Here is a 13,394-nt window from a genome sequence, read left to right as displayed (position 1 = left end):
GTAATCTGAAAATTTTAGATAAATCAATAAATTTGTATAATTTTAGTGTTTTGGCATAATAATTGCGTATTATTAAAGTAAAATATGAATTACATAATACTGCAAGGAGGGTTATCATGAATATTTTACTTTGCTGCGCAGCAGGTATGTCAACCAGCTTGCTGGTGCAGAATATGGAAAAAGAAGCTAAAAATATGGGACTTGATGCAAAGATATGGGCTGTTTCAGTTGATGAAGTAAGGTCACATATTGAAAAGGCAGATGTGCTTCTGGTTGGCCCGCAGATTAGATACAAGCTTGCAAGCCTTAAGGAAATGGGAAAGGAAAGGGGTATACCCGTAGAAATGATAAACACAGTAGACTATGGCATGCTCAACGGTAAAAATGTTATAAATTTCGCTTTAAAGCTGCTCAAAAAATAATGAGCAGCCTTTTTATAAATTTCTCTTGACATGTGGAATGTGCTGCTATAAAATGATATTAAAATAATAATAATTATTTAAAAATAATTATTATTTCCCCCCTCCTAAGATAAAGGATGACGATTAAGTACTTAAATGGATTTCAGCAAGTAACAAAATGTACTTTATGATATGGAAAGGTGCATTGCCTTTCCTCCCACCTTTAATTTAATCAGTAATTACCCCCACCAATACGCTGACGCCGTCAGCGTATTTTTTTGGATTGATTTGTGTTTTTGTTAATTTAATAAAATTTGGGAAATATATATTAAAAAAACAGTATTGGAGGAGGTCTTATGGTGGATAGCCAATCATTGTTTAACGATATAGATAAACATATTTTAGAGGATGAAAGGCCCTCTGAATACCTGAACAGCCTATTACATGAAAATAAGTTAAGAGAATACCCGTTTAATATGCTTTTTGACCTGACAAAGGCAGAACAGAACAAAAAATATCATCCTGAGGGAAGCGTATGGAACCATACCATGATGGTGCTTGATGAAGCCGCCAACAGAAAGGATAAAAGTGAATCCCCCAGGGTATTTATGTGGGCGGCCCTTCTTCATGATATAGGCAAACCCTCAACAACAAGGGTTAGAAAGGGTAAAATAACCTCCTACAACCATGAGAAGGTTGGAAAGGATATGGCTGTAGAATTTTTGAAGGAATTCATGGATGATGAGGCTTTCATAAAGAAGGTGGCGGCACTCGTAAGATGGCATATGGAGCCTCTATTTTTAGCTAAGAATTCCCCTTCAGCTAATACGGAGCAGATGCTAAGGGAAGTTTCTCTTGATGAATTAGCGCTTCTTTCGATTTGTGACAGGTTTGGGAGGGGGAATATGAGCGATAATAAAAGAAGAGACGAGGAAAAAGGAATCGAAATGTTTGTTGAAAAATGCAGGAAGATACAAAAAAGCATGAAAAAGTAAAACAATAAGCCAGCGATTATCTGCTGGCTTTAAAAATAAAAGGGGCAGTAAATTATAATTAATTTTATAACAATTCCTAAATGTTAAAATTTTAATTGTATAATTATAATTAGCAGGGTAATTTGTGAAACGTTATTTTTAAGATGTTATGTCTGGAATGGGAGTGATTTTAATGAGTACTCTAAAGGACAAGATAACTGAGATATCTATGGAAAGGACAGTATGTGCAGGGACATGTCCCATTTATACGGTGACATTTAAAAGCGATGGGACTGCGGTATATGAAGGGAAGGAATTTGTTGACAAGATAGGTACATATGTTGGAAAAGTAGATGAAATTGAGTTTAAACGACTTGCATTCCTTATTGAGAAGCTGAACTTCCTTGGACTTAAGGATAACTATTCAATTCCCGTAGCTGATCATGCAAACGTGATCATTACGGTAAATTATGAGGATAAGGTAAAGGGCGTTGATAATTATGGTGATGCCGGCCCCGTTGAAGTATGGGCCATCGAAAAGGTTATAGATGCTATGGTTGAAGATATCTACTGGGAAAGATCCAAATAGATTTTAAAGCCTCTGATAAATTCAGAGGTTTTTTGTATAAAAATGATGGAGTAAAGCAAAAAATATAAAAGGACCCCATAGTGATGATAAAAATGTATGAGTAAAGTATAGCTATATACGATATGCTTAATAATATTTTTGCGTGAGGTGATTGAAATGTTTGGAATGGTTCCATATGGAAGAAACAGGGGTATACCAAGAAGGGGAAACTACTTCGATGATTTCTTTGGAAATTTCTTTACTGAAGGCCTTTTGCCGTCCTTTGATTTTATGAACAACAACTTCAGAGTTGACCTTAGGGAAACAGACGATGCCTATATGGTCGAAGCCGACCTGCCTGGCGTATCGAAGGATTCAATAGATATAGATTACGAAAACAACTACCTGACGATATCGGCTAAAAGAAAGGATATCGTAGAGGACAAGAGGGATGACTATGTAAGGCGCGAAAGGTATTTTGGAGAACTGAGGAGAAGCTTTTATATGGAAAACGTTGATGAGAGTAAAATAACCGCCTCATTTGAAAATGGTGTCTTAAAAGTAACGCTTCCAAAGATGAATAAGGGCAAGGGAAAAAGAAAGATTGAAATACAATAAATCGGGGAATTTACCCCGATTTTTCTACTTTACCGTTTTTAATCAGATAAAGGTGCTGGATATATTCAGATATAAATAAAAGCACTGCAGTTAAAAACGCTCCTCCGGGAGTTATTACAACCCCTTCAAGGAAAAACTGGCTGTAGTATACAATCGCAAGGGCTGCCACGAAGTCAAGTACATTGCTTATCCAGAAAGTACCCTTTCCAAGTATCAAAAGCTCCATTATATGGGCTAATACTGCAAGGATTAGTCCAACAAGCAGCGATTGAAAGAAGAATGGAAAATATACATCACGGAATATAAAATCCGAAGCCATCACAATAAGTGGACAAATAATCAATTTAATAAACAAACCCGTCATCTAAAACAACCTCCCTTTATTATAATTTCATTTACAGGAGAATTTATGCATGATGACAGGTACGTTTACAAAGGAGAAAATCTGAGAATAAAAGAATGCCCTGAGGGAAATCTAATAACAGAAAGGGGAGGTAATTATGACTGATCATCAAAATATGACAAATAAAACCAGCAACAGGCAGAACAAGAAAAACGACATAGACAGGCCAAAGGGAAGGCAGAACAATAAGTCGGTTGGCCCTAAGTTTGAAAGCTTTGATGGAATGCCTACTAAGTAGAAATTGGACTTCCTGGAGGGAATAGCATGGAAAACAGAGAGAAGCGAAGAAGGATTCTTCAGGACGATATAAGGGATGAGATGAAAAGAAATTTAGCCTTCGGACCGGACAATGTGAGCCTTAAAAGGTCAGATGGGGAGAACACTGCAAAATCAAGGGTTTTAGAGGATATAACCGAAGAAGAAAGTTAAATATTTTCCTTATTGAGCAAGGATTTATAAAAACTAAAGGTTTTATATAAAAAAGAAAAAGCATGAAGGCAGGTGTTATGGCTATGGCTGTGACACCTATTTTATTGTAGATTGTTGGAAAAAGTTGCATTATAATTAATGATATAAATATTTGTTGCTGGTGAGGTGTATTATGGCGAAGGTAGCGGTTATTAGATGTGAAAGCTATGAATACGATGAGGTAAAGGCTGCAGTTGAAAGGGGAATAAAACTAATTGGAGGGGCTGAAAGCTTTGTAAAACCGGGAGAAAGGATCCTTTTAAAGCCTAATCTGTTATCAACAGATTCTCCGGAAAGATGTGTGACAACCCATCCTTCGGTATTTAAGGCTGTGGGTGAGATATTTAAAAATGAAGGGGTTTTACTTACCTATGGAGATTCTCCCGCATATAACAGCCCGGAGTCCACTGCTAAAAGGTCAGGCATTGCAGCAGCTGCAGATGAACTCGGAATAGAGATGGCTGATTTTCATAATGGTGTGGAAGTGGACTTTAAGGAAGGGATTCAAAACAAGAAGTTCACAATTGCAAAGGGAGTTTTAGAGAGTGATGGGCTAATAAGCATTTCAAAGCTTAAAACACATGGTTTATCAAAGATGACAGGTGCTGTTAAAAATCAGTTTGGATGCATACCTGGACCTTTAAAGGGAGAGTTTCATGTTAAGCTTCCTGATATAAACAAGTTTGCAAAAATGCTTGTGGATTTAAATAGATTCTTAAAACCAAGGCTTTTCATAATGGATGGAATTTATGCCATGGAAGGAAACGGTCCAAGGGGAGGAAGGCCAAAGAAGATGAATGTTATCCTATTTTCCTCCGATCCCATTGCACTTGATGCAACGGCATGCAGAATTGTAAATTTAAATCCGGAACTTGTCCCAACTATTACAGCGGGAAAAGAGGGAGGGCTTGGTACATATATTAAAGAGGAAATAGAGATCGTTGGCGATGATATCAATAGTTTTATTGATGCCAGTTTTGATGTGGATAGGGAGCCATTAAAACCATATAAACCTGGAAGGGCTTTGAGCATTGTAAGAAACCTTTTGGTTCCAAAGCCATACATAAACACTGACAAATGTGTAAAATGCGGAGTATGTGTAAGGATGTGCCCCGTTGAACCAAAGGCTGTTAACTGGCATGATGGGGATAAGTCAAAACCACCAACACACAGGTACAGGGACTGCATAAGATGCTACTGCTGCCAGGAGCTCTGCCCGGAAAGTGCAATACATGTAAAGAAGCCCTTTATAAGAAGGGTTATAGGAAGATAATAGTCAAAGCAGTTGACAATATAATCCTTGAATATTATAATTTTCTTTGAATATAATATAATTTAAAGGCTATGAAGGGAAGAGTAGATACAGAGTAGATTTTAAGCGAGCTGGTGGTGGTGAAAGACCAGTATGAAGCCTGTATTGAAGAACATCCCAAAGCCTCTAACCGAAATCCCCTGAGAGTAGGATTAGACGGAGCCAGACCGTTACAGACTGGAAAGTATTATTAAGTACTTTGAGAGGCCTTTACTGGCAAATTGGGTGGCACCGCGAAGATATGCCTTCGTCCCTTTGTTGGACGGAGGCTTTTGTTTATAAAAAAACTGGATACTGTCAAATACAATATAAAGGAGGCTAGGCTATGGAAACAACTCTTGTAAAACAAATTTATCGTGACGCAGAAAGCTTTGGTGGAAAAGAAGTAAAGGTTTCAGGATGGGTTAGAACAGTCAGAGACTCAAAGGTATTCGGATTTATAGAGCTAAACGATGGGAGCTTTTTTAAAAACATTCAAATAGTGTTCGATGAAAGCCTTGAAAACTTCAAGGAGATTACAAAGCTTTCGGTAAGTTCATCCATAGTAGTAGAAGGTATTCTTGAGCTTACTCCAGGAGCAAAGCAGCCCTTTGAAATTAAAGCAAGGAAAATAGTGATTGAAGGTACTTCAACACCGGAATATCCTCTTCAAAAGAAAAGGCATACCCTTGAATATTTAAGGACAATTGCACATTTAAGGCCAAGGAGCAACACCTTCTCGGCGGTATTTAGGGTAAGGTCCCTTGCTGCGTATGCAATCCACAAGTTCTTCCAGGAAAGGGGATTTGTATACGTACATACTCCTATAATTACAGGAAGCGATGCAGAGGGTGCAGGTGCCATGTTTAGGGTAACTACCCTTGATCTTAGGGATACACCAAGAACTCCTGAAGGGGATATAGATTTCTCGCAGGACTTCTTTGAAAAGGAAACAAACCTTACGGTAAGTGGACAGCTTGAGGCTGAAACCTTTGCACTTGCCTTTAGAAATGTATACACCTTTGGTCCAACCTTTAGGGCAGAAAAATCCAACACAGCAAGGCATGCTGCAGAGTTTTGGATGATAGAGCCTGAGGTGGCATTTGCAGATTTAGAGGACAACATGAGGCTTGCCGAGGATATGGTTAAGTACATTATAACCTATGTAATGGAAAATGCTCCCGAGGAAATGGAGTTTTTCAACAAGTTCATAGATACAGGACTTTTTGACAGGCTCAACAATATTGTAAACTCCGATTTTGAAAGGATAACATATACGGAGGCCGTAGACATACTTAAGAAATCAGGGGAAAAGTTTGAATATCCTGTAGAATGGGGAATGGACCTTCAAACAGAGCATGAAAGATATATTACTGAAAAGGTGTTTAAAAAGCCTGTCTTTGTAATCAATTATCCAAAGGATATTAAGGCCTTCTACATGAGGTTAAACGATGATGGAAAAACGGTTGCAGCCATGGACCTTCTGGTTCCGGGAGTTGGAGAAATAATAGGAGGCAGCCAGAGGGAGGAGAGGCTCGACGTTCTTGAAAAGAGAATGGAGGAGCTTGGACTTAAGAAGGAAGACTACTGGTGGTATTTAGAGCTTAGAAAATACGGGGGTACAAAGCATTCAGGATATGGGCTTGGGTTTGAAAGAATGATAATGTATCTTACAGGAATGTCAAATATAAGGGACGTAATACCATTCCCAAGAACCACAGGAAATGCAGAGTTTTAAGGAAAAAACGCTCTGGTGCAGGCGCCAGAGCGTTTTTACGTTAAATATGAAATAAAAACAGTTGCAAGTCCTAAAAAGAAGAAGAAACCTAAAACGTCTGTAACTGTGGTTACAAAAACTGCTGATGCAAGGGCAGGATCGACATGAAGCTTTTTCAAAATTAATGGTACTAAAAAACCAGCAAGTGTAGCCGCTGTCATGTTAAGAAGCATTGAAAGTCCAATTACCAGTCCGAATACAGGCTTTCCAGCCCAAAAAAAGCCCAATAAGGCCACCGTAACTCCTATTGAAATACCAGTGCTTACACCAACGCCTATTTCTTTAAGAAGTACCTTTTTAGCGTTCTCAAATGTTAGTTCACCAAGGGCAAGCCCACGCACTATTATTGTTAGGGTTTGGGTTCCGGTGTTTCCCCCCATGCCTGCAACTATTGGCATAAAAGTAGCAAGTGTTACAACCCTTGCTATAGTACCTTCGAAAAGGCTAACGGTGGAGGAAGCTAAAATGGCTGTGAGAAGATTTATAAAAAGCCAGGGAAGCCTCCTTTTAACAGATTCAGTAACTGTACCTGTTATCTTTTCACCTTCCTGTACCCCTCCAAGCCTATATATATCCTCAGTTGTTTCCTCTCTTAAAATGTTCATCACATCATCAAAGGTTATAATTCCAAGCATTTTATCCTTATCATCAACAACCGGCATGGTTAAAAATCCATATTTTTCAAAGAGGTGCCCAACCTCCTCCTGATCCATTGTAACAGGGACGCTTATAACACGCTCATGCATTATGTCGGAAACTCTGGCTTTTAAGTCGCTTATTACGAGGTTTCGAAGCGAAAGCACTCCCTTAAGCCTCTGGTTTTCATCTAGAACATATATGTAATAAGTCGTTTCAGCACCAGGAGCCTCCTTTCTTAAATACTCAAGGGTCTCCTCTACGGTCATGTTTTCGGTTACAGATAAAAATTCCTTTGCCATTATTCCCCCGGCGGTTTCCGGGTTATAAGTTAAAAGCTCCTTTAACTCGTCTGCGTCCTCTGAATCCATATTTGTAAATATTTCCTTTGCTTCTTCAGGGGTAATAGAGCCTACCATATCAGTTAGCTCATCCGATGACATCTCCCCTATTATTTCTTTTTTTCTGGGCCTAGGCAGAACGCTCAAAAGCTCATACTTTTCCTTATCGTCTGCTTCATCTAGAATATATGCAATCATCCATGCAGGAAGCCTGTTTAAAATATCTACTCTGTCATCTTTAAACTGCCTTATAACATCCAGTATATCTGCAGGATGTAAGTCCTCAATGAGGCTTTCATATTCCTTTTCATCAAGGGCTAATAAAAGGCTTCTTAAATGGAAAACATCTTTTTTATATGACAATTAAATCCTCCTCCCTTTTATAGGAGAGTAGTATATAAAGTTTCATAAAAGACTTTACTATATAGTTTTTGTCGTTTTCCACAGTTTTATTTTCATATATTTTTCCTTAAACAGCCTGCTATTGAAAAATAAATATTAAAAGGAAATAAATATTTCACAAAGTTTTTATCGTGTCATTTTAGCCTTAAAGTTCATACTATATATTGTAACTATAAAAAGGAGTGTTAAAGTTTGTATCCCGATGATTTTGAAGATCTACCAATATGTTATTACTGCAGGTTTGGTCCGGGACCATATGTTCCACCGCCTCAAGGACCGCCATTTGGACCAGGCACCCAGCCAGGTCCAGGTCAGGGAGCCCAGCCGCCAGGCCCACCACCAGCTGTTACTCCCCAGCAAACACAGTTAGGCGTACAGGCTGTTTCGCCAGGCTCATTAAGGTTCTGCCTTTTTAAATACACCTATGTCTGGCTGAGAAATGGAAGAAGTTTCTGGATTTGGCCCACATATATAAGAAGAGGTACTATAGCAGGCTGGAGATGGAGCGGACGAAGATGGGTTTATTTTGGACTTGATGTTAGAAGAATAGTCAGCTTTGTGTGTTATTAGACATATTTAAATTAAAGGACGTGTCGAGGGGCATGTCCTTTAATTTGTTAAATCAACGAAAATTCGAGATAGTAGTATTAAATGAATAACAATGATAAAATTATTGATATAGTATGACATTTTTGAATAAAATTACAGGTACTTAAAATATTGACAATAAAAATATACAGGATTATCATCTATCTATCATTATTAACATTAAATTAACTTGTTGTGCTAGATAAATTTATAAATCGGCGCTGCGATAAAAAATATATTTCATTCACCAGCACGCTTAGCAAAGAAATTCTAAGGCTTGGGATTTGAAAAATCAAGAACTTTCGTTAAACTCGCTTCTCTTAAGTCACGAAAGTTCTAGGATTTTTCTGCATCCCTTCGCCAAGAACTTCTATTTGCACGCTTTATGTGAATTTCATATATTTTTTATCTTCGCTCAGCTCCTGAACTAGCACAACGGATTAAATTAATATATCTTTATCTTTTGACAAGGCGGGCGGAATTTATGAATGATGTTTTATTTTTAGGGCTGGACGTAGGTTCAACCACAGTAAAGCTTGTAATTTTAGACAGCACTAAAAGATTGTTATACAAAAAATATAGAAGACATCTTTCAGATATAAAAAGCACAATAGTTGATGTTATTACTGAAGCCTATGAAGGCTTCAAGGACAGATACATATCTATAGTGACGACAGGCTCTGGAGGACTTGGAGTTTCAAAGTGGTTAAACATTCCTTTTATTCAGGAAGTTATAGCCGGTACAAAAGCCATCGAAGAGCTTCATCCGGAGACGAATGTTGCAATAGAGCTTGGAGGTGAAGATGCAAAGATAACTTACTTTGATGGGCAGATAGAACAAAGGATGAACGGCACCTGTGCGGGAGGTACCGGAGCTTTTATAGATCAGATGGCTTCCCTTCTACAAACGGATGCAGGAGGGCTCAATGAGCTTGCAAAGGGCTACAAAGTGATTTATCCAATCGCATCAAGATGCGGGGTCTTCGCAAAAACGGATGTGCAGCCCCTTCTTAATGAAGGTGCTGCAAAGGAGGATATAGCCGCATCGGTTTTTCAGGCCGTTGTAAATCAGACTATAAGTGGACTTGCCTGCGGAAGGCCAATTAAAGGAAATGTAGCGTTTTTAGGTGGTCCCCTTTACTTTTTATCGGAGCTTAGAAGGAGGTTTATAGAAACCTTAAACTTAAAGGAGGAGCAGGTAATATTTCCTGAGAACTCTCAGCTCTTTGTAGCCATTGGTGCAGCACTTTCATGCGATCTTAAAGAAGTTATTACGTTTAAAAGTTTGAAGGAACGCCTTACAAACATAAACAGCACCACGGAAAAGGAAGTGGCGCTTTTAAGACCTCTTTTTTTAGACGATAAGGAATATGACGATTTTAAAAAAAGACATGATAAAAACAGAGTAAAAAGAAGGGACTTGGGAAGCTTTGAAGGGGATTGTTTTCTTGGTATTGATGCAGGCTCTACGACAACAAAGGCTGCCCTAATCGATGAAGAAGGAAGACTTCTATACTCATACTACGGAAGCAACGAAGGAAGCCCCCTTGATTCCGCTGTAAAAATACTAAGGGATCTTTATAAAAAGCTGCCTAAAAAGGGCAGAATAGCAAATTCTGCAGTTACGGGATATGGAGAAGGGTTACTCAAGGCTGCACTTTCAGTCGACATTGGAGAAATTGAAACCGTAGCCCATTACAAGGCAGCAGAATTCTTTCTTCCAGGGGTAGATTTCATACTGGATATTGGCGGTCAGGACATGAAATGCCTTAAAGTATGCAATGGAGTGATAGAAAGCATACTTTTAAATGAGGCCTGCTCATCAGGGTGTGGTTCATTTTTAGAAACCTTTGCCCATTCTCTTCATATGGACATTAAGGATTTTGCAAAGGCCGGACTTATGGCCAAAAATCCCGTTGATTTAGGTACAAGGTGTACTGTATTTATGAACTCAAAGGTTAAGCAGGCCCAAAAGGAAGGAGCCGAAGTTTCAGATATATCAGCAGGTCTTGCATATTCAGTTGTTAAAAATGCCCTTTTAAAGGTTATAAAAATAAGGGATCCAAAGGAGATGGGAGAAAGGATAATCGTTCAGGGAGGAACCTTCTATAACGATGCAGTTTTAAGAAGTTTTGAACTCATTTCAGGAAGGGAGGCTGTAAGGCCTGATATTGCAGGCCTTATGGGAGCATTTGGTGCGGCACTTATAGCAAAGGAAAGATACGAAAAAGGTCACGTAAGCACCCTGTTAGATGAAGATAAACTAAACTCCTTCAACTTTGACGCAAAGATAAGAAGATGCGGGCTTTGCGGAAACAACTGCCTTTTAACCATAAATAAATTCTCCGATGGGAGGAGTTTTGTATCGGGCAATAGATGTGAAAGGGGAGCAGGAAAGGAATGCCACAGGAGGGACGTACCTAATCTTTATGAGTATAAATATAAAAGAATTTTTGGGTACAAGCCTCTTAAGAAGGAGGAGGCTAAGAGGGGAACCGTTGGCATACCAAGGGTTCTTAATATGTATGAAAACTACCCCTTCTGGTTCACCTTCTTCACTGAACTTGGATTCAGGGTTGAGCTTTCAGCCATGTCTTCAAGGAAAATATATGAGCTTGGTATTGAGACCATGCCATCTGAATCTGTATGCTACCCTGCAAAGCTCGCCCACGGACATATCATGAACCTTGTAAACAGGGGGATTAAATTCATTTTTTATCCCTGTATACCCTATGAAAAGAAGGAACAGGAAAATGCAGACAACCACTATAACTGCCCCATAGTGACCTCCTACCCCGAGGTTATAAAGAACAACATGGATGTGCTTAAGAAAATAAAATTTATGAATCCGTTTTTGGCACTGCACGATAGGAAAAAACTAATAAAAAGGCTTTATGATGAACTCAAGGACTTTAATATATCTTTAAAGGAGATAGAGCAGGCTGTCAGGGCTGCATGGCAGGAGGAAGAAAAGGTAAAGAGGGACATAAGGCAGAAGGGAGAAGAAGCATTAAAATACCTGAAGAAAACAGGAAAGAAGGGAATTATATTATCAGGAAGGCCCTACCATATTGATCCAGAGATAAATCATGGAATACCTGAGCTTATTACTGGCTTTGACATGGCGGTATTAACGGAGGATTCAGTTGCCCATCTTGGTGAAGTTGAAAGACCCCTCAGGGTTGTTGACCAGTGGGTATACCATTCAAGACTTTACGCTGCTGCAAGCTTTGCTGCAAAGCAGGATAATATTGAGATTATACAGTTAAACTCCTTTGGATGCGGCCTTGATGCAGTAACTACAGATCAGGTGAAGGAGATACTTGAAAAGCATGGTAAAATATATACCGTGCTTAAAATTGATGAAGGAAATAACCTTGGAGCTGCAAGAATAAGAATAAGGTCCCTTAAGGCTGCATTAGATGAGAGGGACAAAGCAGGTATTAATCTTAAAAGGCCTGAGGCCCATGAGGAGAGGGTAGTCTTTACGAAGGAAATGAGAAAAAGACACACCATTTTAGCGCCTCAAATGTCTCCAATACACTTTAATCTTCTTCAGGAGGCCTTCAAGGCATCGGGATATAATCTCGAGGTTCTTCCCTCCGTTGATAAAAAGGCCGTGGATGAAGGTTTAAAATATGTAAACAACGATGCATGCTATCCTTCCATAATAGTTGTGGGGCAGATTATTGAAGCGTTAAAGTCGGGAAAATACGATGTAGACAACACCTCCGTGATAATCACTCAGACAGGAGGAGGCTGTAGAGCTACAAACTACATAGGATTTTTAAGAAAGGCCCTCAAGGATGCGGGATTCAGTAAAATTCCTGTAATTTCATTAAATGCTGTGGGAATTGAGAAAAACCCGGGATTTAAAATCACTCCTGGACTTTTAAATAAAGCTATGATGGCGCTTGTATACGGGGACCTCCTTATGAGGGTACTTTACAGGGTAAGGCCATATGAGAAGATTCCAGGATCTGCAAATTTACTTTATGAAAAATGGAATAGGAAATGTAAAGAGTCTGTAAGAAGAGGAAATAGAAAACAGTTTAAGGAATACGTTAAAGGCATAGTAAAGGATTTTGACAGCCTTGAGATAAATGATATTAAAAAGCCAAGGGTTGGACTTGTAGGAGAAATACTTGTTAAGTTCCATCCAACCGCCAATAACAACGTTGTTGAGATGATTGAAAGGGAAGGAGCAGAAGCCGTTGTTCCCGACCTTACTGATTTTTTCCTGTACAGCGCTTTTAATAATGATTTCAAATATAATTATCTTGCGGGAAGTAAAAAGTCTAAGATAATTGGAAAGCTTTTAGTCGAGGGAATAGAGTTCTACAGGAAGGAAATGAAATCTGCTCTGAAAAAAAGTAAAAGGTTTGAACCTCCAAGGAGAATTGAGCACCTTGCAGAGCTTGCGTCGACCATAATCTCAATTGGAAACCAGACTGGAGAAGGGTGGTTCCTGACGGCTGAAATGGTTGAGCTCATAGAGAGCGGAGTACACAACATACTATGTATGCAGCCCTTTGCATGCCTTCCAAACCATGTAACTGGAAAGGGAGTCATAAAAAAGCTAAAGAGTATCTATCCTATGGCCAATATCGCTGCAGTTGACTATGACCCCGGGGCAAGTGAAGTAAATCAGCTAAATAGGATTAAGCTCATGCTTTCAGCGGCGTTTAAGGCTCTTGAAAAGGATAAAACGATAGAAAAGCTACACAATGAGGATGTTGCAGCAACAAGGGAGAGTTAGTCTATTTTATATATAGTAAAAATACATCATTTCTAAATGAAATGGTGTATTTTTTATCCTGTTTTATTTCCCTTGATACAGAAGGGTTAAAAAATTTTTTCATATGTTATGATATTTTTAGAAATTTATATTCAATAAAATAAAAAGAATAACAATTTTTAAAAAAAA

At 38.7% G+C, this 13,394-nt stretch carries 12 protein-coding genes and 1 other annotated feature; of the genes, 10 read left to right on the top strand and 2 right to left on the bottom strand.

Annotated elements, in window-relative coordinates:
- Nucleotides 1-71 precede the first annotated feature (71 nt).
- The 4 genes from EDD71_RS10150 (at nucleotide 72) to hsp18 (ending at nucleotide 2,561) form a co-directional block, all read left to right on the top strand.
- Entirely contained in the window at nucleotides 72-422 is a 351-nt protein-coding gene (locus tag EDD71_RS10150; RefSeq protein ID WP_279233022.1) for a PTS sugar transporter subunit IIB, read from the top strand.
- Nucleotides 423-757: 335 nt separating this feature from the next.
- Nucleotides 758-1,396, top strand: coding sequence for an HDIG domain-containing metalloprotein (locus EDD71_RS10145; protein WP_133628628.1), 639 nt, complete (start codon nucleotides 758-760; stop codon nucleotides 1,394-1,396).
- Between the two features lie 172 nt (nucleotides 1,397-1,568).
- Nucleotides 1,569-1,964: a DUF6438 domain-containing protein gene (locus tag EDD71_RS10140; RefSeq protein ID WP_133628627.1), complete on the top strand. Its 396-nt coding sequence runs from the start codon at nucleotides 1,569-1,571 to the stop codon at nucleotides 1,962-1,964.
- A 156-nt stretch (nucleotides 1,965-2,120) separates the two neighbouring features.
- Nucleotides 2,121-2,561 carry a heat shock protein Hsp18 gene (gene hsp18 / locus EDD71_RS10135; RefSeq protein ID WP_133628626.1) on the top strand — a complete coding sequence of 147 codons (441 nt, stop codon included), beginning with the start codon at nucleotides 2,121-2,123 and terminating at the stop codon, nucleotides 2,559-2,561.
- Nucleotides 2,562-2,571: 10 nt separating this feature from the next.
- On the opposite strand, the gene EDD71_RS10130 is transcribed toward hsp18, so the two are convergent.
- Nucleotides 2,572-2,925: a DUF2512 family protein gene (locus tag EDD71_RS10130; protein ID WP_133628625.1), complete on the bottom strand. Its 354-nt coding sequence runs from the start codon at nucleotides 2,923-2,925 to the stop codon at nucleotides 2,572-2,574.
- A gap of 136 nt (nucleotides 2,926-3,061) precedes the next feature.
- Between EDD71_RS10130 and EDD71_RS15380 the strand changes: the two genes are divergently transcribed.
- The 4 genes from EDD71_RS15380 (at nucleotide 3,062) to asnS (ending at nucleotide 6,461) form a co-directional block, all read left to right on the top strand.
- Nucleotides 3,062-3,202: a hypothetical protein gene (locus tag EDD71_RS15380; RefSeq protein ID WP_166636434.1), complete on the top strand. Its 141-nt coding sequence runs from the start codon at nucleotides 3,062-3,064 to the stop codon at nucleotides 3,200-3,202.
- A gap of 26 nt (nucleotides 3,203-3,228) precedes the next feature.
- The gene (locus EDD71_RS15375; RefSeq protein ID WP_166636438.1) at nucleotides 3,229-3,393 is read left to right on the top strand and encodes a hypothetical protein; all 165 of its coding nucleotides are present in this window, start codon (nucleotides 3,229-3,231) and stop codon (nucleotides 3,391-3,393) included.
- Nucleotides 3,394-3,565: 172 nt separating this feature from the next.
- The gene (locus tag EDD71_RS10125; protein WP_133628624.1) at nucleotides 3,566-4,705 is read left to right on the top strand and encodes a DUF362 domain-containing protein; all 1,140 of its coding nucleotides are present in this window, start codon (nucleotides 3,566-3,568) and stop codon (nucleotides 4,703-4,705) included.
- 62 nt (nucleotides 4,706-4,767) lie between these two features.
- Nucleotides 4,768-5,002, top strand: a binding site (T-box leader).
- 67 nt (nucleotides 5,003-5,069) lie between these two features.
- Nucleotides 5,070-6,461, top strand: a complete 1,392-nt coding sequence (gene asnS / locus EDD71_RS10120) for an asparagine--tRNA ligase (protein WP_133628623.1) — start codon at nucleotides 5,070-5,072, stop codon at nucleotides 6,459-6,461.
- A gap of 35 nt (nucleotides 6,462-6,496) precedes the next feature.
- Here asnS and mgtE read toward each other — a convergent pair whose 3' ends face one another.
- Nucleotides 6,497-7,840, bottom strand: a complete 1,344-nt coding sequence (mgtE, locus tag EDD71_RS10115; RefSeq protein WP_133628622.1) for a magnesium transporter — start codon at nucleotides 7,838-7,840, stop codon at nucleotides 6,497-6,499.
- Nucleotides 7,841-8,071: 231 nt separating this feature from the next.
- On the opposite strand from mgtE, the gene EDD71_RS10110 reads away from it, so the two are divergent.
- Complete coding sequence (locus EDD71_RS10110; RefSeq protein WP_133628621.1) at nucleotides 8,072-8,449, top strand: hypothetical protein; 378 nt, start codon at nucleotides 8,072-8,074, stop codon at nucleotides 8,447-8,449.
- Nucleotides 8,450-8,951: 502 nt separating this feature from the next.
- Nucleotides 8,952-13,226: a 2-hydroxyacyl-CoA dehydratase gene (locus tag EDD71_RS10105; RefSeq protein WP_133628620.1), complete on the top strand. Its 4,275-nt coding sequence runs from the start codon at nucleotides 8,952-8,954 to the stop codon at nucleotides 13,224-13,226.
- The last annotated feature ends 168 nt before the right edge of the window (nucleotides 13,227-13,394 follow it).

Source organism: Fonticella tunisiensis (assembly GCF_004364155.1).
Lineage (GTDB): Bacteria > Bacillota > Clostridia > Clostridiales > Caloramatoraceae > Fonticella > Fonticella tunisiensis.
The sequence above is the reverse complement of the archived record's forward strand: the minus strand, read 5'-3'. Positions and strand labels throughout refer to the sequence as shown.